This is a genomic window from Pseudomonas sp. GR 6-02 (genome assembly GCF_001655615.1).
Classification (GTDB): Bacteria; Pseudomonadota; Gammaproteobacteria; order Pseudomonadales; family Pseudomonadaceae; genus Aquipseudomonas.
In genome coordinates this window covers 5,123,385-5,147,318 of record NZ_CP011567.1, presented here as the reverse complement: position 1 = coordinate 5,147,318, position 23,934 = coordinate 5,123,385, and the positions used below count along the sequence as shown (strand labels likewise).

The 23,934-nt window shown below is 59.5% G+C and carries 20 protein-coding genes and 2 tRNA genes; 5 read left to right on the top strand and 17 right to left on the bottom strand.

Translation table 11 applies throughout. The features are described from left to right. The first annotated feature begins 279 nt into the window (after positions 1-279). Positions 280-2,181 carry a potassium transporter Kup gene (locus PGR6_RS22635; RefSeq protein WP_018926945.1) on the top strand — a complete coding sequence of 634 codons (1,902 nt, stop codon included), beginning with the start codon at positions 280-282 and terminating at the stop codon, positions 2,179-2,181. Between the two features lie 61 nt (positions 2,182-2,242). Here the strand turns inward: PGR6_RS22635 and PGR6_RS22630 are convergent, their stop codons facing one another. The 5 genes from PGR6_RS22630 to PGR6_RS22610 all read right to left on the bottom strand — a co-directional run bounded on the left by PGR6_RS22630 (position 2,243) and on the right by PGR6_RS22610 (position 7,633). Next, the gene (locus PGR6_RS22630; RefSeq protein WP_064619972.1) at positions 2,243-2,569 is read right to left on the bottom strand and encodes a DUF3077 domain-containing protein; all 327 of its coding nucleotides are present in this window, start codon (positions 2,567-2,569) and stop codon (positions 2,243-2,245) included. A 473-nt stretch (positions 2,570-3,042) separates the two neighbouring features. Further along, positions 3,043-4,338, bottom strand: a complete 1,296-nt coding sequence (locus PGR6_RS22625) for a virulence factor family protein (RefSeq protein ID WP_064619969.1) — start codon at positions 4,336-4,338, stop codon at positions 3,043-3,045. Continuing rightward, on the bottom strand, positions 4,338-6,980 hold the full coding sequence (mprF, locus tag PGR6_RS22620) for a bifunctional lysylphosphatidylglycerol flippase/synthetase MprF (RefSeq protein WP_018926943.1): 2,643 nt from the start codon (positions 6,978-6,980) through the stop codon (positions 4,338-4,340). Before mprF ends, PGR6_RS22625 begins: the two co-directional genes overlap by 1 nt. Positions 6,981-7,258: 278 nt before the next feature. Next, positions 7,259-7,335: transfer RNA gene (locus PGR6_RS22615), tRNA-Met, on the bottom strand. Positions 7,336-7,556: 221 nt separating this feature from the next. Further along, a tRNA-Met gene (locus tag PGR6_RS22610) sits at positions 7,557-7,633 on the bottom strand. A gap of 301 nt (positions 7,634-7,934) precedes the next feature. On the opposite strand from PGR6_RS22610, the gene dinB reads away from it, so the two are divergent. Next, on the top strand, positions 7,935-8,996 hold the full coding sequence (gene dinB, locus PGR6_RS22605) for a DNA polymerase IV (RefSeq protein WP_018926942.1): 1,062 nt from the start codon (positions 7,935-7,937) through the stop codon (positions 8,994-8,996). 97 nt (positions 8,997-9,093) lie between these two features. Here the strand turns inward: dinB and PGR6_RS22600 are convergent, their stop codons facing one another. The 4 genes from PGR6_RS22600 to PGR6_RS22585 form a co-directional block, all read right to left on the bottom strand. Further along, the gene (locus tag PGR6_RS22600) at positions 9,094-10,047 is read right to left on the bottom strand and encodes a hypothetical protein (protein WP_018926941.1); all 954 of its coding nucleotides are present in this window, start codon (positions 10,045-10,047) and stop codon (positions 9,094-9,096) included. A gap of 17 nt (positions 10,048-10,064) precedes the next feature. Then, positions 10,065-11,780 (bottom strand): proline--tRNA ligase, encoded by a 1,716-nt coding sequence (locus PGR6_RS22595; RefSeq protein WP_018926940.1) that lies wholly within the window; start codon positions 11,778-11,780, stop codon positions 10,065-10,067. A 130-nt stretch (positions 11,781-11,910) separates the two neighbouring features. After that, positions 11,911-13,479: an AmpG family muropeptide MFS transporter gene (locus tag PGR6_RS22590; protein WP_018926939.1), complete on the bottom strand. Its 1,569-nt coding sequence runs from the start codon at positions 13,477-13,479 to the stop codon at positions 11,911-11,913. Between the two features lie 44 nt (positions 13,480-13,523). Next, on the bottom strand, positions 13,524-13,904 hold the full coding sequence (locus PGR6_RS22585; RefSeq protein WP_219731186.1) for an MGMT family protein: 381 nt from the start codon (positions 13,902-13,904) through the stop codon (positions 13,524-13,526). 138 nt (positions 13,905-14,042) lie between these two features. Here PGR6_RS22585 and PGR6_RS22580 point away from each other — a divergent pair, with 138 nt between their 5' ends. Next, entirely contained in the window at positions 14,043-15,050 is a 1,008-nt protein-coding gene (locus PGR6_RS22580) for a DUF481 domain-containing protein (RefSeq protein ID WP_018926937.1), read from the top strand. A 150-nt stretch (positions 15,051-15,200) separates the two neighbouring features. Here PGR6_RS22580 and PGR6_RS22575 read toward each other — a convergent pair whose 3' ends face one another. Then, positions 15,201-15,410: a cold-shock protein gene (locus PGR6_RS22575; RefSeq protein WP_002554837.1), complete on the bottom strand. Its 210-nt coding sequence runs from the start codon at positions 15,408-15,410 to the stop codon at positions 15,201-15,203. Between the two features lie 354 nt (positions 15,411-15,764). On the opposite strand from PGR6_RS22575, the gene dcd reads away from it, so the two are divergent. Both dcd and PGR6_RS22565 read left to right on the top strand, forming a co-directional pair. Continuing rightward, a complete protein-coding gene (dcd, locus tag PGR6_RS22570; RefSeq protein ID WP_007904652.1) occupies positions 15,765-16,331 on the top strand; it encodes a dCTP deaminase in 567 nt (188 codons plus the stop codon). Between the two features lie 107 nt (positions 16,332-16,438). Beyond that, positions 16,439-16,648, top strand: a complete 210-nt coding sequence (locus PGR6_RS22565; protein WP_018926935.1) for a hypothetical protein — start codon at positions 16,439-16,441, stop codon at positions 16,646-16,648. 52 nt (positions 16,649-16,700) lie between these two features. Here the strand turns inward: PGR6_RS22565 and PGR6_RS22560 are convergent, their stop codons facing one another. The 7 genes from PGR6_RS22560 to PGR6_RS22530 all read right to left on the bottom strand — a co-directional run bounded on the left by PGR6_RS22560 (position 16,701) and on the right by PGR6_RS22530 (position 23,918). Further along, on the bottom strand, positions 16,701-17,465 hold the full coding sequence (locus PGR6_RS22560; protein WP_018926934.1) for an ABC transporter ATP-binding protein: 765 nt from the start codon (positions 17,463-17,465) through the stop codon (positions 16,701-16,703). 13 nt (positions 17,466-17,478) lie between these two features. Beyond that, complete coding sequence (locus tag PGR6_RS22555; RefSeq protein WP_064619966.1) at positions 17,479-18,597, bottom strand: succinylglutamate desuccinylase/aspartoacylase family protein; 1,119 nt, start codon at positions 18,595-18,597, stop codon at positions 17,479-17,481. Positions 18,598-18,609: 12 nt separating this feature from the next. Beyond that, a complete protein-coding gene (locus tag PGR6_RS22550) occupies positions 18,610-19,320 on the bottom strand; it encodes an ABC transporter permease (RefSeq protein ID WP_018926932.1) in 711 nt (236 codons plus the stop codon). After that, positions 19,317-20,045 carry an ABC transporter permease gene (locus PGR6_RS22545; RefSeq protein WP_018926931.1) on the bottom strand — a complete coding sequence of 243 codons (729 nt, stop codon included), beginning with the start codon at positions 20,043-20,045 and terminating at the stop codon, positions 19,317-19,319. The genes PGR6_RS22550 and PGR6_RS22545 overlap by 4 nt, the downstream gene beginning before the upstream one ends. Before the next feature lie 56 nt (positions 20,046-20,101). Then, on the bottom strand, positions 20,102-20,884 hold the full coding sequence (locus PGR6_RS22540) for a transporter substrate-binding domain-containing protein (protein WP_018926930.1): 783 nt from the start codon (positions 20,882-20,884) through the stop codon (positions 20,102-20,104). A gap of 317 nt (positions 20,885-21,201) precedes the next feature. Further along, positions 21,202-22,890, bottom strand: a complete 1,689-nt coding sequence (locus PGR6_RS22535) for an ATP-dependent DNA ligase (protein ID WP_064619963.1) — start codon at positions 22,888-22,890, stop codon at positions 21,202-21,204. Beyond that, on the bottom strand, positions 22,887-23,918 hold the full coding sequence (locus PGR6_RS22530; RefSeq protein ID WP_064619960.1) for a ligase-associated DNA damage response exonuclease: 1,032 nt from the start codon (positions 23,916-23,918) through the stop codon (positions 22,887-22,889). The genes PGR6_RS22535 and PGR6_RS22530 overlap by 4 nt, the downstream gene beginning before the upstream one ends. Between the last annotated feature and the right edge of the window lie 16 nt (positions 23,919-23,934).

Genomic DNA, 23,934 nt, shown 5'->3' with positions numbered 1-23,934 from the left:
GTATTTGTGACGCCTCCAGCCGATGACGGCAAGGCGACAGACGGGCGCTATGTTGCACCCTCTGGTCAAAAAGTGCGCAATTCTAACGATGGGCGGCGCACTTGACCAGCTTTATGCAGGGAAATACGACGAGTGCTGCGCTATGCTTCGCGCCTTTACGCTTTACCGATTTTTTACAGTCAATAAATCGTCTGTAACAACAAGTAAAACAGTGCATGCTGCACCACAAATCATAGTGCTTCTTTGAAGAAGCCCGGATCTGAGTAGTAGGAGTGATGGATGGGGCAGGCAAGTAGTCAGGCGATAGCCGGCGGACATTCGGCGGCGAAGCCGATCAGCATGCTGGTTGCGGCGGTCGGAGTGGTTTATGGCGACATCGGCACGAGCCCGTTGTACACCCTAAAAGAAGTGTTTTCCGGTGGCTATGGCGTGCCCGTCAACCATGACGGCGTGCTGGGCATTCTGGCGCTGATCTTCTGGTCGCTGATCTGGGTCGTGTCGATCAAATACATGATGTTCGTGCTGCGTGCCGACAACCAGGGCGAAGGCGGGATCATGGCCTTGACCGCGCTGGCACGACGAGCGGCGGGGGGGCATGCAAAATTGCGCACGCTGCTGGTGGTCTGCGGGCTGATCGGCACGGCGCTGTTCTACGGCGACAGCATGATCACCCCGGCGATTTCCGTTCTTTCGGCGATCGAAGGGCTGGGGCTGGCCTTCGAAGGCATCGACCATTGGGTGGTGCCGCTGTCGTTGATCGTGCTGGTGGCGCTGTTTCTGATCCAGCGTCATGGTACGGCCCGGATCGGCATTCTGTTCGGGCCGATCATGGTCACCTGGTTTCTGGTACTCGGCGCGCTGGGCGTGTACGGCATCAACCAACACCCGGAAGTGTTGCAGGCGATAAACCCGGTCTGGGGCGTACGCTTCTTCATGGACCATCCAGGCATGGGGATCACGATTCTTGGTGCCGTGGTGCTGGCGTTGACCGGTGCCGAGGCGCTGTACGCGGACATGGGCCACTTCGGGCGCAAGCCGATCGCTCGGGCCTGGTTCATCCTGGTGTTGCCCGCACTGGTGCTGAACTACTTCGGTCAGGGCGCATTGCTGCTCGGTGATCCGGAAGCGGCCCGCAACCCGTTCTATCTGCTGGCGCCAAGCTGGGCGCTGATCCCGTTGGTCGCGTTGTCGACCATGGCCACGGTGATTGCCTCGCAAGCGGTCATCTCCGGTGCATTCTCCCTGACCCGCCAGGCGATCCAGCTCGGCTACATTCCGCGCATGCGCATTCAGCACACCTCCAGTGCCGAACAAGGGCAGATTTATATCGGCGCGGTGAACTGGGCGCTAATGGTCGGCGTGATCCTGCTGGTACTGGGCTTCGAGTCCTCCGGCGCCCTGGCCTCGGCCTACGGCGTGGCGGTGACCGGGACCATGTTGATGACCACGATTCTGGTGTCGGCGGTGATGCTGCTGCTGTGGAAGTGGCCACCGGTTCTTGCGGTCCCGGTGTTGCTCGGCTTTCTGTTGGTGGACGGTCTGTACTTCGCCGCCAACGTGCCAAAAATCGTTCAGGGTGGCGCGTTCCCGGTGATCGCCGGTATCGCACTGTTCGTCCTGATGACCACCTGGAAACGCGGCAAGCAACTGCTGGTGGATCGCCTGGACGAAGGCGGGCTGCCGCTGCCGATCTTTATCAGCAGTATCCGTGTGCAACCGCCACATCGGGTCCAGGGCACCGCTGTGTTCCTTACCGCTCGCCCGGATGCCGTGCCCCACGCGCTGTTGCACAATCTGCTGCATAACCAGGTGCTGCACGAGCAAGTGGTGTTGCTGACAGTGGTGTACGAAGACATCCCGCGCGTCCCGCCGCAACGACGTTTCGAGGTCGATTCTTACGGCGAAGGCTTCTTCAGGGTCATCCTGCACTTCGGTTTCACCGACGAGCCGGACGTGCCGCAAGCACTGAAGCTGTGTCATCTCGATAACCTGGACTTCAGCCCGATGCGCACCACGTACTTCCTCAGCCGCGAGACAGTCATCGCCTCCAAGCTCGAAGGCATGGCCCGCTGGCGCGAGGCGTTGTTCGCCTTCATGCTGAAAAACGCCAATGGCAACCTGCGTTTCTTCAATCTGCCGCTGAACCGGGTGATTGAACTAGGTACCCAGGTCGAGATGTAAGCCCCCATGAAAAAGCCCCCGTTGCCATGAAGGTAGCGGGGGCTTTTTTGTGTCTGTGCCTTTACTTGCTTTCAGGCAATTCTTCTTCAGATTCGGTCTTTGTTCGGGCGGGTCGTGGGGTCAGCACCTTCACCACATCATCAATCACCGCCTTACTCATCGCCGTCAAATAATGCGCGGCCCAGGCGTGGCGGTCGGTGTCTTTTGCGTAGGCTGCATCCTCGGTAAATGATCTGACGAGGAACAGCAGATCGGAGGCTTGTGACAAGGCATCAACAATGGGGACGCCGGCGCGGACGTTGAACAACGCCTGATCCGAGCAGTAGATGAGAGGGGTGAAGCCAAGGGTTTTTAGTTCTGAAATCGCGGAAACATCAATTTTAGTCATAGTCAAAAATCCTAGTTGAGGAGCTGACTCATTCGTTTCCAAGCGAATGGGTGACAGCTGTACGCAGGTTGGAAACCGGGAACTAGGAAACCGGCACGCCCGAGGGCGTCCCACGCACAGCTGCCATAACTCATGATCACAAAAAACGCATGCAATCATGAAGGGGCGCTGTTGCGGCTAGTATCCGACGGGTTTCCAAGCCCGATCGCTGAATGGTCAGCGACGTCCGAGAGTATCCCGTCGAAGAAAAACGCAACAAGACGGCAAAGTGCCCAAAAAGAAAGATTCGGAGTTTGCCTACAAGGTCTGCGGGCGTCATCCGATATTGTGACACCTTCTGTAAACGAGACTAAACATGTCCCCATTTATCTGAGTTCAGCGCAGCCCCCTGTGGTGCGGTTAAATTGCGTGCTAATGAAAAAGCCCCCGCAACCATAAGGTGTCGGGGGCTTTTTTGTGTCCGGGGACTCAGATCACTCCTGAGCCGCCGTCTCCTTCGCTTGACGCTTCACGATGGCATCCACCAATCGCTGCGCCAACGCCGGGTAGTTCTCGTCGAAGTGATGGCCGCCAGGCAGTTTCATCGCTTCGCCCACGGCGGTCTTGTCGGTGCAGCCGCTCTCGTCGACTTCTTCCTCACCGTAGATGCACACCACTTTCGCCGGCGGCAGCTTGGCCATTTCCGGGCCGGTGGCGGCTTCTTTGCCGGCGTTGCCGAGCCAGCCTTCGACTTCGATCTCGAAGCTGCCGGTGCGGGCGAAGGCCAGCAGGATGATTGCGTCGACCCGCTGCTGTTCGGCTTCCGGCAGACGGTTGTAGATGGCTGGCAGAACGTCGGCGCCGAATGAGTAGCCGGTCAGGATGAAGCGCTTGGTGCCCCATTTCTGCCGGTAGTGCTGCATCAGTTCGGTCAGGTCCAGGGCGCTTTGTTCCGGGCTCTTGTGCTGCCAGTAGTAGCGCAGGGTGTCGATGCCGACCACCGGGTAGCCGATCTTGGCCATCTCGCCGGCCACGTCGCGGTCCAGGTCGCGCCAGCCGCCGTCGCCGGAGAGGAATAGGGTCACGGTGTCCTTGGCTTGGCCGGCTGGCACTTCGACCACCGGAATCTGCAGGCCGCCAGCGGCTTTATCGCCACCGACGAGGGTTTTGCGCAGTTCGTTGTTCAGCACTTGCGGCAGGTTGATGTCGTAGTCGCTGATGCTGGTTTCGGCGTTGGGCTGGTCACGCACGAAGCCGGCGCTGGTGTCGTCCGGGTTGTCGTTCCAGGCCACCAGCCAGTGACCGTGGGCGGCGCTTTTTGGCAGCAGGTGCGTGCAACCGGGTTTTTCCAGGGCCAGGTCAACCGAAATGGCCTGGGCCTTGTCGTCCTTCTGCTCGGCCAGCCAGCGCCACGCCAGCACGGCGCCAGGGCCGATGCCGCTGACCAGGGTTGCCGGGCCTTTGAGCTCTCTGAGGCCTGCCTGCAGAGCGCGACTTTGCTGAATGCAGTCCTTGGGCAGGATCACTTGGACGATCTGCGCCGAGCCGCTGCGGCTCAGGGTCATCAATTGTTTATCGCTGAGCTTCTGCTCTTCATTGACCGCCACCAGCACCTGCGCGCGCGGCGTGGTGCCGGGGATGACGCGGGTCATCGCGGCGCCATCGGCTGGCGTCAGCAGTTCGAGGGTCGGTTCGGGTGCCGGGCGTTTCAGGTACCAGTAACCGCTACCGACAATCAGGGCCAGCACTACCAGTGTGGCCAGTACGTACCGCAGGGAGCGTTGAATCATCAGCGTTTCACCAATCCAGTCAAGCCGCCCGCAATCAGGGCGGCAGTGTCGGCCAGGGCCACCAGCGGATCGAGTCCGGCGGGCACGGCCATATAACGGGGTTCCCAGTCAGGCTGGAACTTGTCTTTGAAGCGGCGCAAACCTTGGAAGTTATACAGCTGCTCACCACGGCGGAACACCATCGAGCCCAAGCGCTGGGTCAGTGGTGCGCCGCGCCGGGGTTGCAACCCCGACAATGGCACCATGCCCAGGCTGAAGCGCGCGTATCCATGATTTTTATAATGTTGAATCAGGCCGACCATCATGAATTCCATGGTCAGCTTAGGGGCGTCGGGGTGTGCGCGCATCAGGTCGAGGCTGGCCAGTTCATGACCGTAGGTCTCGAGCAGGTTGGCGAACGCCACCGGGCGCCCTTCGAAACGAATCACCGCGACACGGAAGTGCTTGAGGTAGTCATCGCTGAAACGCCCAAGCGAGAAGCCTTTCTCGCGCACATTCTTGCCGGTCAGCCAGGCATCGGAAATCACCTTGAGCTCGTCCATCGGCGCTTGCCCCGGCTCATGGATCTCCAGCGACAGGCCGTCACGGGTGCCACGGTTCCAGGTGTAGCGCAGGTCCTTCATCTCTTTGCCTTTGGCTTCGAGATCGAAACGCTTGAGGTCGACCCGGGCTTCTTCGCCGAGCTTGATCGCAGTCAGGCCGATGTCCATGTAGTACGGCAGGTTCTCGGCACGCACTTGATAAAACACAGGGCGGGCGTGGTGGATATCGCACAGGTCACGGAACTGCCAGATCATTTCCGCCCGTTGCTGGGTCGGGCCGATCGGGTCATACAGCGCTACCAGGCTGCGGCCACGGCGGGCGTACATCAGGAACGCCTCGTCGTTGGGGTGGAACAGCAGCGCCTTGTCACCGGTCAGGGCCAGGCCGCCATCCGGTTGGGACGAGGCCATGAGGATATTAGCCGCGCGCTCCAGTTCATCGGAGGTTGGCAGGTGGATTATCGGACGCGCGGTACGCAGCAGCCACGTCAGGGATACCACCACCAGCAGCACCGCGGCACCCAGCAACGAGCGCAAGCCTCGCGGGGCGTCGGCGTCGAGGGTGAACTGCCACCAGAGTTGATGGCTGTACGGAACGTCCTGATAGGCGAACAGCAGCAACCAGATCGATGCGCCGAGTACGCAAAGACTCGACACCAGATACAGCGGCGAAAACGGCAGCTCGGTCAGGCGGCTGGGGCGGTAGAACGAACGCCGGAAAACCCCCAGCAAACTTGCTGTCAGGGTCATCAGGCTGGCTTCTTCCCAATCGAAGCCTTTGAGCAGAGAGAGCACGGCGCCGACCAACAACAGAATGGTGGTCAGCATCCACGCGGCCGACAGGCGGCGACGCAAGCCCTGAGCCAGCAGCAGGCAGAGCACGCCCACCAGGCTGGCGCCGAAGTGCGAGGCGTCGACCAGTCGATGCGGGATCAGAAAGCCGATGTGTTCAAGGCGCGTATCGATCTCCGGCGTTACGCCAGAGAACAGCAACACCACGCCGGACAGGAACACCAGCACCGCCAGAATCGGCGCGGCCAGGCCTGAGGCGGCGCGTAGCGTCTGGCGTGTCTGAAACAGGCGCTGGCCTTCATTGATCAGCAGCAGTACGCAAGCCACCAGCAGCGGCAAGATCACGTAGATCAGGCGGTAGAGCAGCAGGGCGGCAGCCAGTGGCGCGGCACCGAGCTTGTCGGCGAAGGCCGCCAGCAAAATCGCTTCGAACACCCCGACACCGCCGGGTACATGGCTGAGCACGCCAGCGGCCAGGGCCAATAGATAGACCAGCAGGAACGCACCGAAGGGTGGCGCTTCGGGCAGCAACAGATAGAGCACTGTCGCGGCGGCGGCCACGTCCAGGGCGGTGATGACCAGTTGCAGGAAGGTCAGGCGGCGGCCCGGCAGGCGCAAGGTGCGGCGGCCGACCTTGACCAGCAGGTTGTCCGGGTAAGGCTGTTCCGGCAAACGACGGCGGTAGATACCGATCGCCAGTACCGTGGCGAGCAGCAGCACGGCCCCTGCAATCGCACCCAGCAACGTCTCGGAGAAACCCAGGGCCAGCGAGGCGGCGGGCAGGTTGCTGAGGGTGGCGAGGGCGGCCAGGGGCGGGAGGGCGCAGCCGAGCGAGAGGCTGGCAAACAGCGTCATGTGCGCGACTTCCGAAGCCCCCACGCCATGCCGTGCATATAGACGGTAGCGAACCGAGCCCCCCGACAGCAGCGACAGACCGATGGCATTGCCGATGGCGAAGGCGGTGAAGCCCCCCAGCGCCACGACTCGCGGCGCCAGTGTCACGCCGGCATAACGGCTGGCCGACCATTCGTAACCCAGCAGAATGATGAAGCCGACGACGGTCGCGCCTAACGCTCCCAGCAAGGCCGGTCTCGGCACTTCCAGGATCGAGTCGTGCAGCGCGTACAGATCGAGTTCGCTCAGCAGGTGACGACAGGCAATCAGCGCGATGGCGAACAGCAGCAAAGTGACCGCCAGACCGATGGGTTGACGGTATTTGCTGATTCGATCCAGCAAGCGCAGACGCTCAGCTTTGATCGGTTGTGTCGCTGTGACGGTGTCTTGTGGATCAGACGAGTTGGCGCGCATCAATCACCTCTTGGATTGTGCGCGACAGGATGGGGGTATCCAGCCAAGTTACCAATCCCTGTAGAAAAAAATAATCACAAATATTAACGCGTCTCACCGGGTATCGGCGATGGCGCATCACCAGTCGTCGAGGGTTTTCCTTGCGGTTCAGCCTAGGTCTGAACTCACAGTCTGGCGACCCTGAACGGCTCACTGCACAGTGACAGATCATTGTTGCGAAAGGACTTTTTCAACAGATACAAAAAAGGCCACTCTTTCGAGTAGCCTTTTTTGATGTTTGGTTGCGGGAGCCGGATTTGAACCGACGACCTTCGGGTTATGAGCCCGACGAGCTACCAGACTGCTCCATCCCGCGTCTGTGTGGCGGCATTCTACAGGCGAACGCCGTAGTGTCAACCGTTAATCCAAGTATGGGTCAAATAAACCAGAATCAGCGCTGAACGGTCGCCGAGGAACGCTAAGTTTCGGAATCAGAAGGATTTCTCGTTTCTGCTCGGTAAAGCATGAAACGCTGATTTTTTATAAAACAGGCACGCACAAAAAAGGCCACTCTTTCGAGTGGCCTTTTTCGATGTTTGGTTGCGGGAGCCGGATTTGAACCGACGACCTTCGGGTTATGAGCCCGACGAGCTACCAGACTGCTCCATCCCGCGTCTGTGTGTCGGCATTCTACAGAGGATCGCCGGGCTGTCAACCTTCAATCTCGGTAAAATCTGTTCCTGTTCAATCGCTTAGGTGAAAACAGAGGGTGTGGATCGGGCTGAAACGCAGGCAGGGCAAGGCTTTTGGCTCTATCGGTAGGTGGCTTTCGATTGAGAAAATAAATTCCTCCGGTACTTTTCCTACCGCTTGAAAAGAAGATTCAGACTACTGGTGCTATATACAGGTGTCAGTGAGATACTGCCGGTACGACACGCCGATACTTCATTTCTTCGCCATGAACACCGCTTTTATATGACGCAGCGAAAAATCATCCACGTCGATTGTGATTGCTTCTATGCCGCCATCGAGATGCGTGACGACCCGCGCCTGGCCGGTAAGCCTTTGGCGGTGGGCGGCTCGGCGGATCGGCGTGGGGTGATTGCTACCTGTAACTATGAAGCTCGGGCGTATGGCGTGCGCTCGGCCATGTCTTCCGGACATGCCTTGAAACTGTGTCCGGACCTGACCATCGTCAAGCCGCGCATGGAGGCCTATAGAGAAGCGTCGAAGGAAATACATACGATCTTTCGCGATTATACCGACCTGATCGAGCCGCTTTCCCTGGACGAGGCTTACCTCGACGTGTCGGAGAGTGCGCATTTTGGTGGCAGCGCCACGCGAATCGCCCAGGATATTCGTCGCCGGGTGTCCAATCAGTTGCACATCACCGTGTCGGCCGGTGTGGCGCCGAACAAGTTTCTTGCCAAGATCGCCAGCGACTGGAAGAAGCCCAATGGCCTATTCGTGATCACGCCTGATCAGGTGGACGACTTTGTCAGCGGCTTGCCGGTGAGCAAACTGCATGGTGTTGGCAAAGTGACCGCTGACAAACTGGGCAAGCTCGGCATCATCGATTGCGCGCAATTACGCGAGTGGAACAAATTGGCGCTGGTGCGTGAATTCGGCAGCTTCGGCGAGCGACTCTGGAGCCTGGCCCGTGGGATCGATGAGCGGTTGGTGCACAACGACAGTCGTCGGCAGTCGATCAGCGTTGAAAACACCTATGACGTGGACCTGCCGGATCTGGTGAGTTGTCTGGATAAATTGCCGGAGCTGCTGGAGTCCCTGAATGGCCGAATGGCGCGGATCGACAGCAGCTATCGCCCGGGCAAACCGTTCGTCAAAGTGAAATTCCACGATTTTACCCAGACTACGTTGGAGCAGGCCGGGGCAGGGCGGGATCTGGGGAGTTATCAGCTGTTGTTGACCCAGGCCTTCAATCGCGGCGGGAAACCGGTGCGGTTGTTGGGGATTGGGGTGAGGCTGGAGGATTTGCGGGGCGGGTTTGAGCAGTTGGAGTTGTTTGAGCGGTGAGATTTTAAAATCAAAAGATCGCAGCCTTCGGCAGCTCCTGCAGGGTGTACTCCATCCAATGTAGGAGCCGCCGAAGGCTGCGATCTTTTAATAGGCCTTAATTCGGCCCCGGATCCGCCACCAGTCGCCCGGCATCCTTGGTCAGTGACTTGAGAAACTCAGCCTGCAACTCGGGATCGTTGCGGGTCAGTTCGATCAGGCTCTGTTCCAGCTCGCTGGCTTCTTCTTCCAGACCCAGTTCCGACAGGCGCTTGACCCGGTGCACCCACTGGCTCACCTCGTCGTCTTCGAGATCGTCGTAAATCAGCCCATGGGCTTCGAGCAGCTTGCCGCGCAAGTTGTTGCTGATCGCCAGTGACGAGTCGGTGTGCACATCGTCCTTGTTGTCCTCGACACTGATCTGCAGCTTGCCCAGATGATTGAGGTCATGTTCGGCGAACGGGCTGTCCAGCAGGTTCAGGCGCAACACACCGTTGCGGTCGGTGCTCAGCTCGAACGTGTCCTTGCCGGCCTTGACCTGCACCGGACGCTCGCTCCAGGGCAGACTCGAGTATTCCGTGCGCTTGTCACGCTGGACTTCGTCGATGCCCGCCAGGTTCTGCTGCGCGCGACCGTGAGACTGCACGTTCATGAACGGGTTGAGCCCGGCAAAACCATAGCTGAGCCAATCCTTCGTCACGCTGTCCGGCAGATTACCGAGGGCGAACACGTTGACCACGTTCGCACCGATGCCGGCCACTACGGCCACCGCCCCCAGTGGGATCTCATAGATCTCCCTCCAGGGTTGGTAAGGCGTGTAGCGGTCATAGTGGCGTGTGACTTCGAACTCGGTGACTTCGAAGGTCTTCTGCTCGTGGATTTTCACCCGGCGTTGCGGCAGCTCCAGCACTTTGGGCTCGCCGACATCGATCTGCAGGCTGTGATCGAGCAACTTACGCTCGACCCGCTCCTCGTGCTCGCTGCGTTGTGACATGTGATTGGCACAGCCGCTGACCAGCAGGGTGCCGCACAGGGCGGCACCACCGAGGCCTAAGGTGTTTCGCTTGAACATGACGTCTCTATCTGGTGTCAGCGGCGGATACGGGCCTGGAGGAAAGACAGCACGTCAGCAACCGGCAGCGCTTGCGCCTCGGCTTCGGTACGGCTCTTGTATTCCAGATTGCCGTCGGCGAGGCCGCGGTCACTGACCACGATCCGGTGTGGAATGCCGATCAGCTCCATGTCCGCGAACTTGATGCCCGGGCTGGTTTTCTTGTCGCGGTCGTCCAGCAGCACGTCGAAGCCGGCGGCAGTCAGTTCTGCGTAGAGCTTGTCGGTGGCTTCGCGAACCTGTTCGGTTTCGTAGCGCAGCGGTACCAGAGCAATCTGGAACGGGGCCAGAGCGTCGCTCCAGATGATCCCGTTCTCGTCGTTGTTCTGTTCGATGGCGGCAGCTACTACGCGGGATACACCAATGCCGTAGCAGCCCATTTCCAGGGTGACCGGTTTGCCGTTCTCGCCCAGCACTTCGCACTTCATCGCTTTGCTGTACTTGTTGCCCAGCTGGAAGATGTGCCCGACTTCGATGCCGCGCTTGATTTCCAACGTGCCTTTGCCGTCAGGGCTTGGGTCGCCGGAGACAACGTTGCGCAGGTCGGCAACGGTCGGAACCGGCAGATCGCGCTCCCAGTTCACGCCAAAGTAGTGCTTGTCGTCGATGTTGGCACCGATGCCGAAGTCGCTCATCAGTTCGACGGAACGGTCGATGATGATCGGCAGCGGCAGGTTCAGCGGGCCGAGGGAACCGGCGCCGGCGCCAATGGCGTCGCGCAGTTCGGCTTCGGAAGCCATGACCAGTGGGCTGGCAACGCCAGGCTGGTTGGCGGCCTTGATTTCGTTCAGTTCGTGGTCGCCACGGATGATCAGGGCAATCAGCTTGCCTTTCTCTTCAGCGTGCACCACCAGGGTCTTGATGGTTTTTTCGATCGGCAGGTTGAAGCCTTCGACCAGTTGCGCAATGGTCTTGGCGTTCGGCGTGTCGACCAGACGCAGCTCTTCGGCAGGCAGTGGACGAGAGGTTTCCCGCGGTACGGCTTCGGCTTTCTCGATGTTCGCGGCGTAGTCGGAACCGTTGCTGAAGACGATGTCGTCTTCGCCGGACTCGGCCAGTACGTGGAACTCGTGGGAACCGGCGCCACCGATGGAGCCGTTGTCGGCTTCAACCGGACGGAATTTCAGGCCCAGGCGGGTGAACACGTTGCAGTACGCCTGGTGCATGCGGTCGTAGGTGACCTGCAGCGATGCCTGGTCGGCGTGGAACGAGTAGGCGTCCTTCATGATGAATTCGCGGCCGCGCATCAAACCGAAGCGTGGGCGGATTTCGTCACGGAACTTGGTCTGGATCTGATACAGGTTGATCGGCAGCTGTTTGTAGCTGCTCAACTCGTTGCGCATCAGGTCGGTGATGACCTCTTCGTGAGTCGGGCCGGCGCAGAAGTCGCGACCGTGGCGATCCTTGAAGCGCAGCAATTCAGGGCCGTATTCTTCCCAGCGACCCGATTCCTGCCACAGCTCAGCCGGTTGAGTGCTCGGCATCAACACTTCGAGAGAACCGGCGGCGTTCATTTCTTCACGCACGATGGCTTCGACCTTGCGCATCACTCGCAAGCCCATCGGCAGCCAGGTGTACAGGCCCGAGGCGAGTTTGCGGATCATGCCGGCGCGCAGCATCAGCTGATGGCTGATGACGACCGCGTCGGAAGGCGTTTCTTTCTGTGTGGCGAGCAAAAATTGACTGGTGCGCATGGTTGGCCGTTGTCGGTTGCTGATAACGAGAAGTAATGGGGCATTGTACGGGCGAGATCTGCTGGCGTACAGGCGTGCGGCCGGCTGTGTGGCTGGAGGGCGAGAATCTGCTCGCCCTCTGCGTCCTGTATCAAAGAGGCTGCGATTCTTCCGTGACCGGGGTCTGAGCCGGTTCAGGTGTCGGGGTCGGACCGGCACGGCGGTTTTCCTGGAACCAGTGCAAGGCGATCAACAGCAGCGTCGGAACGCCCAGCAGGGCAGTGATCAGGAAGAAGTTGTGGTAGCCGAATTTTTCCACCATGACCCCTGAATAGCCGCCGATCAGGCGAGGCAACAAGAGCATGATCGAGCTGAGCAGGGCGTACTGGGTCGCGGAGAATTTGAGGTTGGTCAGGCTCGACAGGTAAGCGACGAACGCCGAAGTCGCCAGGCCCGAGCTGAAGTTGTCCAGGGAAATGGTGACGATCAGCATCCGCAGATTGGCGCCCATGTCCGTGAGCATCAGGAACAGCAGGTTAGTGGCCGCCGATGCGGCACCGCCGATGAACAGAATGGGCAGAATGCCGAAGCGCACGATGAGCAGGCCGCCCATGCCGGCGCCAACCAATGTCATGATCAGGCCGAAAATCTTGCTGACACTGGCAATCTGATCCTTGGTGAACCCTTGGTCGATGTAGAACACGTTGGCCATCACGCCCATGACCGTATCGGACATCCGGTAGGTGGCGATCAGCCCAAGCAGCAGCAGGGCTTGCCAGCGGTAACGCAGAATGAAGTCGTTGACCGGCGTCAGCACCGGCGCCAGGCCACGGCGGCCCATGGCCGACAAGCACAGGGCGGTGAGCGTGGTATAGAGGATTGCCCGCAGGAATGCGCGGTCTTCGAGCAACAGGTCGAGCAGGCTGACGCCGTTGAATAGCACGCTGGCGAAGTCGGTGTTGTAGAACTGGGTGAACATGGCCGGTACGGACACCAGCAGTACGATCAGCACGAACACCGACGCCAGCTGGTGCACGAAGCTGTAGCGTCCGGCCTGAAGCTGAGTGCGCAGTGGCACCGGCGGTTCGCGCATGAAGAAGGAGGTCAGCAGCGCCGGGATCATCAAGATGCCGAACAGCAGATAGGTGCCAGTCCACGCCGCATGTTTGTAGTTGAAACCGGTGGAGCCGAAGCCTTCGGCAAAAAACAGCGCGCCCGCCGTTGCCAGCAGGGCCGCGACCCGATAACCGGCCATGTAGCTGGCCGCCAGTGCAGCCTGGCGGGTATCGTCGACGATTTCCAGGCGATAGGCGTCGATGGCAATGTCTTGCGTTGCCGAAGCAAAGGCGACTACCACAGCGATGGCGATCAGCCAGGACAGGTGTTTTTGCGGGTCGCAGAAACCCATGCCGATCAGGCCGAGGATCACCAGTGCCTGGGCCAGCACCAGCCAGGAGCGTCGTCGGCCCAGCTTGCCGAGCAGGGGTAGGCGCCACTGGTCGAGCAGCGGGGACCAGACCCATTTAAAGGCGTAGGCCAGGCCGATCAGGCTTGCATAGCCGATGGTTTCGCGGGCAACACCGGCCTCGCGCAGCCAGACTGAAAGCGTCGAAAACACCAGCATGTAGGGCAGGCCGGCGGCGAAACCAAGCAGCAACAGCACGAGCGTCGAGGGGCTGGCATAGGCGGCGAGCGCGGCGCGCCAGGTTTTACGGGGCATGGGCTGGAGTCTGCCTCAAGAATTACGGAAACAAAGCGCGCACTCTAACCGCTGTGCTCTACCGGGCGCCAGCCATGGCGCTGAATATCAACACGATTGTTCAGAACACTGATGCCTTCCATGCGCAATCGGGCCCGCTGTTCATCCCCTGAAGGGCTGCCTGCAGGCAGGCTGATCCGACCGCCGGCACCCAGCACGCGATGCCAGGGCAATTTAGTGTCACCGGGCAGTTGGCTCAATGTTCGCCCGACCCAGCGGGCGGCGCGACCCAGTCCCGCCAGTTCGGCGAGCTGACCGTAACTCACGACTTTGCCCTCGGGCACTTGTGCCAGGGTCAGGTAGAGCGCCGTGCGTCGGATTTGCGCTGCGCTTTCGGTTTCAGCGGTTGAGTCGGTCACGTCCGGGTTCCTGAAAAAAATACGCATTGACCGTCTGTAGGGTAAATCCTGGATTGTCAGTTGAGAAATGAACTCAATAGAAATAGCCGGGTCAGTCCTTGCCAGGGCCTTATTTCCAAGAATAATGCCGATTTTTTTTCGCAAAGTTGAGCTTTTGATTCGCTTATGTTGCCCAGAACCTTACTGTGCCTCGCTGTCGTCAGTGCATCCACTCCCTTGCTCGCCGATACGGTCTGGTTGAAGAACGGTGACAAGCTGAGCGGCAAGATTACGCTCTTCGATGGCGGCAAGCTGTTGATCCAGACCCCGTATGCCGGTGCGGTTCCGATTGACTGGAAAGAGGTCAAAACCCTGGAAAGCGATCAGCAAATGTTGGTCAAACAGGATGCTTACACTGGCGAGAAGGCCAAGTCGCTGCATGCGGCGGAGGACGGCAAGGTCATCCTGGCCAACGGCGATGGCCCCAAGACTGTGGAGTTGGCCAGCATTCAGCAGATGCTCAAGCCCAAGCCGGTGGTCGAGGATTTGGTGTGGAAGGGTAATGTCGACATGGCCCTGGATTATCGGCGGGCCGAAAAAGATACCGATGATTATGATGTCGGCTTCAAAACCAGCGCGCGTCATGGTCGGTGGCGTCATACGGCGGAAGGTGAGTACAACCGCGAGTTCCAGGATAGCGTCGTTACCACTGATAACTGGCGTGCCGAGTATTCTCTGGACCGATTCCTTACCGATAAGTGGTTCTGGCAAGGTCGTTTGAATTACAAGCGCGACAAGGTCGAAGAGCTGTCCCGGCAGCGCACCATCGGTACCGGCCCCGGTTATCAGTTCTGGGATGACGAACTGGGCGCCTTCTCCCTAGGGTCGCTCTTGAATAACACCGACTATGAGTATTCCAATGGCCGCAAGGAAAATTTCTATTCCTTGGCGATGAAGTGGGACTACAACCGTTATCTGGTCGGCAAGAAGGTTGAGTTCTTCACCAAGGGTGAGGTGGGTAAGCCTTTGTCGGGTGTCGCGGATTACGCCCTCGATGCCGAGGTCGGTCTGCGCTACAAAGTCACTGATTGGGCATCGCTGAATCTGAAGGCTGAGAGAGACATTATCAGCGGCAGCGATGAGGCTGACCTGAGCAAGACCCGATATACCGCAGGGTTTGGCGTGGCCTGGTAACACGCTGGAAGATCAAAAGATCGCAGTCTTCGGCAGCTCCACACTTGTGGGTGCCGCCGAAGGGTGCGATTTTTTGTTGCCTCACAAAACACACAGGCACAAAAAAGCCCCGCTTTTAAGGGCGGGGCCTTTTACTAAAGCAAGTACAAGTTAGATAACTTGAACTTCTTCAGCTTGCATGCCTTTCTGACCGCGGGTAGCGATGAAAGAAACCTGTTGGCCTTCTTTCAGGCTTTTGAAGCCGTCGGATTGGATAGCTTTGAAGTGAACGAACAGGTCGTCACCGGATTGTGGAGTGATGAAGCCGAAGCCTTTTTCATCGTTGAACCACTTAACGGTACCGGTTTGGCGATTAGACATGGTGTAACTCCTTGAACAAAGATAACTGCGACTCAGGAAGAACCCTGGCCGAGACTGAGTGCAAAGAGCAGGAAAAATTCTTGTAGATGGTTGGATCGAAATTCAACATATCGTGTAGAGATTCTCAGTGACACAAGCAGCACAGTGGCGCCACCTTAACCCTTTTTCCGGAACGTGCCAATGGTTCGTGCGAAGGTTTCTCTTTTTTAATGACTGACGGTTAATAACATGGCGGTGAGGCCCCGGAATTCACGGGGGAACGGCGAGAATTGTCTCCCAGACTTTGAACCCGGAGCGCCTGCCCGGTAAGATGCCGGACAGAATTTTTCCGCCTCGCTATTCAGGACACCCGCCATGAGCATCAAATCGGACAAGTGGATTCGCCGCATGGCGCAAGAGCACGGCATGATCGAGCCTTTCGTGGAACGTCAGGTGCGCGGCAGTGACGACAGTCGTGTGATCTCCTATGGTGTGTCGAGCTACGGCTACGATGTGCGTTGCACCAATCATTTCAAGGTGTTCACCAACATCAATTCGGCCATCGTCGATCCGAAAAACTTCGACGCTGGCAGCTTCGTCGACATCCACAGCGACGTGTGCATCATCCCACCAAACTCCTTCGCCCTGGCCAGTACCGTCGAATACTTCCGCATTCCGCGCAACGTATTGACCATCTGTCTGGGCAAGAGCACCTACGCCCGCTGCGGCATCATCGTCAACGTGACTCCGCTCGAGCCCGAGTGGGAAGGCCATGTGACCCTGGAGTTCTCGAACACCACCAACCTGCCGGCGAAGATCTACGCCAACGAAGGCGTTGCGCAGATGCTGTTCCTCGAGTCCGACGAGGAATGTGAAGTGTCCTACAAGGACCGTGGCGGCAAGTATCAGGGCCAGCGTGGCGTGACCCTGCCGCGTACCTGAGTCAACCGTCTGACAAACCGTTGGAATTCCTGGGCGGGCGTACACTCTATGGGGTGTACTGCTCCGATTCGCGCAAGGCGGATTGGGCCATCGCTCAGGAGTGCTTCATGAAGATCGATCCGCGAATAAGTGCCGAACTGGCAAGGCTCGAGCCCAATCAGGTTGGTGTGCTGGCCTGGTCCTTGTTGGCGCATCCGCCAGTCAGCGTGGCAGGGGGCATCCCCCATCAGCCTGATCCCGACACCCCCAATGAAGATCCGACAGAACCCGGAGAGCCCACCCTGCCGGATGAGCCACCTCCCGCACCTGTGGTCTGATACCCGCTTTTGTGGGCGCGAGCATCGCTCGCTCCCACGGGAAGGTGGCGTTTTACTTGAGGTTGCCGCTCAAGAACTGCTTCAACCGCTCACTCTTCGGATTGCCCAGCACGTCTTCCGGCGCGCCTTCTTCTTCCACCAGCCCCTGATGCAGGAACAGCACCTGGCTCGACACTTTGCGGGCGAAGCTCATTTCATGGGTGACCATGATCATGGTCCGGCCTTCCTCGGCCAGGCCCTGAATTACCTTGAGCACTTCGCCCACCAGTTCCGGGTCGAGTGCTGAGGTTGGTTCGTCGAACAGCATGACTTCAGGTTCCATGGCCAGCGCACGGGCAATGGCCACCCGTTGTTGCTGACCGCCCGACAGGAACGCCGGGTACTGATCCGCCACACGCGGCGCCAGGCCAACCTTGTCGAGGTAACGTCGGGCGCGGTCCTCGGCTTCTGCCTTGGTGCAACCGAGCACCCGCCGCGGGGCCATGGTGATGTTTTCCAGCACCGTCATGTGGCTCCACAGGTTGAAGTGCTGGAACACCATGGCCAGGCGGGTGCGGATCCGTTGCAGCTCATCGGGGTCGGCCACATGGATGCCGTGACGGTCCTTGGCCATGCGGATGTTCTGGCCGTCCATGCTCATGGTGCCGTCGTTGGGTTGCTCTAGAAAGTTGATGCAGCGCAAAAAGGTGCTTTTGCCCGAGCCGCTGGCGCCGATCAGGCTGATAACGTCGCCGGTTTTGGCCTTGAGCGAAACGCCTTTGAGCACCTGATGATCGCCATAGCTTTTATGCAGGCCTTCGATGGTCAGTTTGTACATGGGGCATGCATCCTCAAGGCGAAAGTAGATAGCCGCTGCGATAGGCTTCGGTGCCCGCGACGTGGGCGATTACCATGCCGGCAGTGGCCATGCGCCGCAGCGAACGGGCGTACATCAGCCCGGCGACGGTGCAATGAACAGGGGTGACGCGATCATTGATCGGGTCGATGACTTCGGCGATCAGTTGCCCGGCCTCCAGGTATTCCCCGGGCAGGACTGTAAACACCAGCAGTCCGCCCACGGGTGTCGCGACCGGTTCGACGCCGGCCAGCGGCGTGGCCGGGTAGGGCAGTTCCGGTAAGGGCGCCGGCTCACCGGCAATCGCGCCGAAGTGAATCAGATAATCGATCAGCGCTTGGCAGTCGAGGCTGGCCAACGGGTGATTAACGTCGCCCTGACCGCGCAATTCGACGGTGACCGAAAAGCTGCCCAGCGGAATATCGAAATGCTCGCCGAAGCGTTCTTTCAACTGCCACCAGAGCAGGGTGAAGCATTCATCGAATGACTGGCCACCAGAGTCGGTGGCCAACAGGCTGGCTTCGGCACCGATGTAACGCGCCAGCGGCTCGACCTGAGGCCAGGCTTCGGGCGTGGTGTAGAGGTGTGCCACGGCTTCGAAATCGCAATGCAGGTCCAGCACCATGTCCGCATCGCAAGCCAGTCGTTGCAGGGTCAGGCGTTGGGATTGCAGTTGCGTGCTGGCGGTATGGCGCGCCAATACGTCGCGCAGGCTGCTGCGGATCAGTTCGAGGTTGCGTTGTGGATTGTCGCCCAGCAAGCCTTCGATCTCGTTGCCGACTTCTTCACTCAAGTCGACGAACCAGCGATTGAAGTTCTGCCCGCTTTCCAGCTCGTAACGGCCCAATGGAACGTCCATCAACACTTGTTCCAGGCCGACCGGGTTGGCCACGGGCACCAGCACGATTTCGCTGCGCAGCCGACCGGCGGCTTCCAGCTCCGCCAGACGCTGTTTGAGGTGCCAGGCCACCAGCATGCCGGGCAGTTCATCGGCGTGCAGGGAGGACTGGATGTAGATCTTGCCTTTGGCCGCCTGGGGGCCGAAGTGAAAGCTGTGGATCTGTCGCACGGTCCCCGGCAGTGGGGCCAGCAGGTCATGAATCTGGTGGCGCATGTACGAATTGTCCTAGTGAGTCGGCCCGAGGAAGGCCAGCCATCGGCGTTCGGCGAGGCGGAACAGGCCGACCAGCGCAAAGGTAACGGTCAGGTAGATCAGCGCGGCGATGCCGAACGACTGGAAGGTCAGGAAGGTCGCCGAGTTGGCGTCGCGCGCGACTTTCAGGACATCCGGGATGGTCGCGGTGAACGCCACGGTGGTCGAGTGCAGCATCAGGATCACTTCGTTGCTGTAGTAAGGCAACGAGCGACGCAGCGCCGACGGCATGATCACGTAGGTGTACAGCTTCCAGCCGGTCAGCCCGTAGGCTTTGGCCGCTTCGACTTCACCGTGGTTCATGCTGCGAATCGCACCGGCGAAGATTTCCGTGGTGTAGGCGCAGGTGTTCAGGGCAAAGGCCAGGATCGTGCAGTTCATCGCATCGCGAAAGAACGCATCGAGGACGGGCTGCGCGCGCACGGCCGCCAGGCTGTAGATGCCGGTGTAACAGATCAGCAGCTGAATATAGAGCGGCGTACCCCGAAACAGATAGGTGTAGAACTGCACCGGCCAGCGCAGGTAGAGCTTGGGGGAAACCCGGGCGATGGACAGCGGGATCGACACCAGAAAGCCGATGAAGATCGACGCACTGAGCAGCCACATGGTCATGGCCAGGCCGGTGATGTTGTAGCCGTCGGTATAAAGGAAGGGTTTCCAGTATTCCTGCAAGAGTTCGATCATCGTACGGCCTCCCGGGCACCGGCGGCGTAGCGGCGTTCGAGCCAGCGCAGGACGACGTTGGAGGCACTGGTGATCAGCAAGTAGATCAATGCGGCCAGCACCAGGAAATAGAACAGTTGATAGGTGCTTTTACCGGCGTCCTGCGCCGCCTTGACCAGGTCGGCCAAGCCGATGATCGAGACCAGCGCGGTGGCCTTGAGCATCACCATCCAGTTGTTGCCGATGCCCGGCAGGGCGAAGCGCATCATTTGCGGGAACACCACGAAACGGAAACGCTGGCCACGTTTGAGGCCATAGGCGGTGGCGGCTTCGACTTGGCCCCGTGGCACGGCGAGGATCGCCCCGCGGAACGTTTCGGTGAAATACGCGCCATAAATGAAGCCCAGGGTGATGACCCCGGCGCTGAACGGGTTGATCTCGATGTATTCCCATTCCATGAGGTCGGTTAACGAGGTCAGCCAGGTTTGCAGGCTGTAGAAGATCAGCAGCATCAGCACCAGGTCTGGTACCCCGCGAATCAGCGTGGTGTAGATCTGCGCCGGCACGCGCAGCAGTTTGACTTTTGACAGCTTGGCACTGGCGCCCAGCAGGCCGAGCAACACGGCCACCAACAGCGACAACACCGATAATTTGATGGTCATCCAAGTGCCTTCCAACAGCAACGGACCGAAGCCCTGAAGGCTGAAGGCTGAGAGCCCCAGGTTTTGTAATAGGTTTTCAAACATAAATCAGCAACCTGATCGGGTGAAAAAAGCGCCCATCGCGAGATGGGCGCCGGGCATTACTTGCCGCTGTACAGATTCAGATCGCCAAAGTGTTTCTTCTGAATGGTGGCGTAGGTGCCATCGTCGTGTAACGCTTTGATACCTTTGTCCAGAAGTGCCTTGAGGTCTTTGTTACCTTTCGAGATACCGACAGCAGTTTTGGCTGGCAGCAATTCGCTGTCGACAGGCTTGCTGACTTCGTAATCGGCGCCTTTTGGCGACTTCAGGAAGCCCAGTTCGGCTTGCAGCATGTCCTGGATCGCGGCGTCGAGACGACCGGAAGTCAGGTCGGAATACACCTGATCCTGGTTGGCGTAGGCCTGGGTTTTCACGCCGGCCTTGTCCAGCACGGCTTTGGCATAGGCTTCCTGAATGGTGCCTTGCTCGTAACCGACGGTTTTACCCTTCAGCGTGGCGACGTCAGTGGTGAGGCCGGAGCCCTTCTTGAACACGTAGGCGGTAGGGCCGGAGAACAGCTCACTGGAGAAGTCGATGACTTTTTCGCGAGCCGGCGTGACGGTCATCGAAGAGATCACACCGTCGAATTTATTGGCCTTGAGGCCTGGAATCATGCCGTCGAAATCGCTTTCGACCCATTTGCACTTGACCTTCAGCTCGGCGCAGATTGCATTGCCCAGGTCGATGTCGAAGCCCACCAGGCTGCCGTCGGCTGCCTTGGATTCGAACGGCGCATAGGAAGGGTCAACACCAAAACGCAATTCTTTGTATTCCTTTGCCAGCGCGGAGCCGGCAGCCATGCACAACGCCAGTGCAGAAAGGGTCAGCAATGCTTTTTTCATTATTCAATCCCTAAGAACCAATATGAGCGCTTGTGGCGCAGAAGTACTGTTACTGAAAAGCGTAAGACCTATTAAAAGTAGCAATTTCCGAACCAGAGTCCCGAACAAGCGTTTTAAAAGGTGGCACAGGAAATGGCAAAGCGCGATTTGTGCACGAAAACGGGCATCGCCAGATCTCCGCACCTGAATGGTGCGCAGTGCGGACGCAGAACTTGTAGGAGCGAGGCTTGCCCGCGAAGAATGCACTGCGGTTTTTCAGGTATTACGCGTCATCGTTCTTCGCGGGCAAGCCTCGCTCCTACGGGATTCGCGTCAGGTCAAGCCAGTAAATCCCGCAACGTCGCCAGGCTGTCAGCTTCTTCCACCGACTTGTCCTGCCGCCAACGCAATATCCGGGGAAACCGCACTGCAATCCCGCTCGGGTGCCGTTTCGACGGGGCAATGCTCTCGAATCCCAGCTCAAACACCAGGCTTGGTTTCACACGGATCACAGATCCGGACTTTTCCACCGTGGTCTTGCGCACGAGGCTGTCGATCTGGCGGATTTCTTCGTTGGTCAACCCGGAGTAGGCCTTGGCGAAAGGCACCAGTGTCCGCTCGCAGGCACAGGGTGGGCCGTCCCAAACGGCGAAAGTGTAATCAGTGTAGAGACTGGCCTGGCGGCCATGACCCTGCTGCGCATGGATCAGCACCGCATCGACACTGAACGGGTCGACTTTCCATTTCCACCACACGCCCGTGTCTTTGTTCCGCCCGACGCCATACTGCGCATCGCGGGCCTTGAGCATCATGCCTTCGACCTTCAGTTTGCGAGAGGCTTCCCGTTGGCGGGCGAGGTCGAACCAGTCTTCGCCGATCAACATGGGCGAGGCAAGTAACACCGGGTTTGCGCAGGTGGTGACGAGGTGTTCCAACTGAGTGCGGCGCATGGCCTGAGTCTGGTTGCGCAAATCCTGGCCCTGCCATTCGAGCAGGTCAAAGGCCTGAATGACCACGGGCACCTCATCGAGGATTTTCTTGTCCAGCGTGTGACGGCTGCTGCGTTTTTGCAGCAGGGCGAAAGGCTGCACCGCCAGCGACGCAGGCGATTGCCGCTCGCAAGCGTTCCCAGAGCCCGAGGGCGCGGTTTTCCAGGCGACGATTTCACCGTCGATCACCGTGCCGTCGGGCAAGTCGTGAATCAGGCTGCCCAGTTCGGGGAACCGTTCGGTCACCAGTTCTTCGCCTCGCGACCAGACCCACAAGCGCCCATCGCGCTTGACCACTTGGGCGCGGATGCCGTCCCATTTCCACTCCACTTGCCATTGGCTGGCCGGGCCGAGCAGCGCTTCGAACTGCTCAACCGGTTGCGACAACGCATGGGCAAGGAAGAACGGGTAGGGTTGGCCACCCCGTTGGTCGTGTTCATCGGGTGCTTCGGGGGCAATCAGCTTCAGGTAACTGGCGGCATTCGGGCGGTGCGACGGGTCGGTGTAACCCACCAGTCGCTGGGCCACGCGTTTGCCGTCGAGCCCGGCCATTGCTGCCACGGCGCGGGTGACCAGCGATTTGGAGACACCGACACGGAAACTGCCGGTGATCAGTTTGATGCACAGCATCAGGCCCTGGCGATCCAGTTGCGCCCACAGCGCGGGCAGGCGTTCAGCGAGGACCCGCGGGGGCGCGCTGCGCAGTGGCAACAGTTTGTCCTCAATCCACACCGTCAGTCTGTCGGTAGACGTGTGAGGCGTTTCGGGCAGCACCAGCGAAATGGTTTCCGCCAGATCACCCACCGCCTGGTAGCTTTCCTCGAACAACCAGGGCGAGAGCCCGGAACACGCGATTGCCATGTCGCGCAGCACCCGTACCGGCACCCATTGCCGAAGCCGCCCGCCGGCCAGCAAATACACCGCCCAGGCGGCATCTTCAGGCGTGGCCTGGGCGAAGTAATGCTGCATCGCCGCCAGTTTGGCGTCGCTTGAGGTGGTGGCATCGAGTTCGGCATACAGCTCGGCGAAGGCTTTCATGCCTGTACCTCGGCGCTCTCGGGTTCGAAGGCTGCATTGTTCTCATCGTCGCCGTATTCGGTGCGCAACCCCATGGCATCGAGGCCCTGTTCGCGCAGATGCCGTACCAGCACTCCGATCGATCCATGAGTGACCTTCACCCGTTCGGCCCCGGACTGTTCGATGGCCCAGAGCAGGCCGGGCCAATCGGCGTGATCGGACAACACGAAACCACGATCCACGCCATGCCGCCGCTGCGTGCCGCGCAAACGCATCCAACCGCTGGCGAGGCCATCGCTGTAGTCGCCGAAGCGCCGTACCCAATTGCCGGTACCCGTTGCAGGCGGCGCGAGGACCAGAGCTTTGCGCATCATCGGGTCCTGCTTTTTTACTTCGCTGGCATAAATCGTTGGCGGTAAATGAATGCCGCTCTGACGATAAAACTGATTGATCGGCTCAACCGCACCATGCACCAGGATGGGGCCCAGGCCGGCATCGAGGCCATGAAGAATCCGCTGAGCCTTGCCGAAAGCATGACAGAGCAGCACGCTGGTTTTATCGACTGCGGCGTTGGACTGCCACCACTGATTGATCTCGGCAAGGATCTGCGCCTGGGGTTGCCAACGGTAAATTGGCAGGCCGTACGTCGATTCTGTGATGAAGGTGTGACAGCGCACCGGTTCGAACGGTGCACAGGTGCCGTCGGACTCTGTTTTGTAATCACCGGAGGCAACCCAAACCTCACCGCCGCATTCCAGCCGCACCTGGGCTGAGCCGAGCATGTGGCCTGCGGGGTGAAAACTCAGTTTTACGCCATGGTGCAGCAATGGCTCGCCATAGGGCAGCGTTTGCAGGTTGATGTCCTGGCTCAGCTGCGCGCGCAGAATGCCCGCACCCGGTGCCGCCGCCAGATAGTGTTGGTTGCCACGGCGAGCATGGTCGCTATGAGCGTGGGTGATGACTGAGCGCTCGACGGGGCGCCACGGGTCGATATAGAAATCCCCGGGCGGGCAGTACAAACCTTCAGGACGTGCGATAACAAGGTCCATATTGTTACCAGAATGG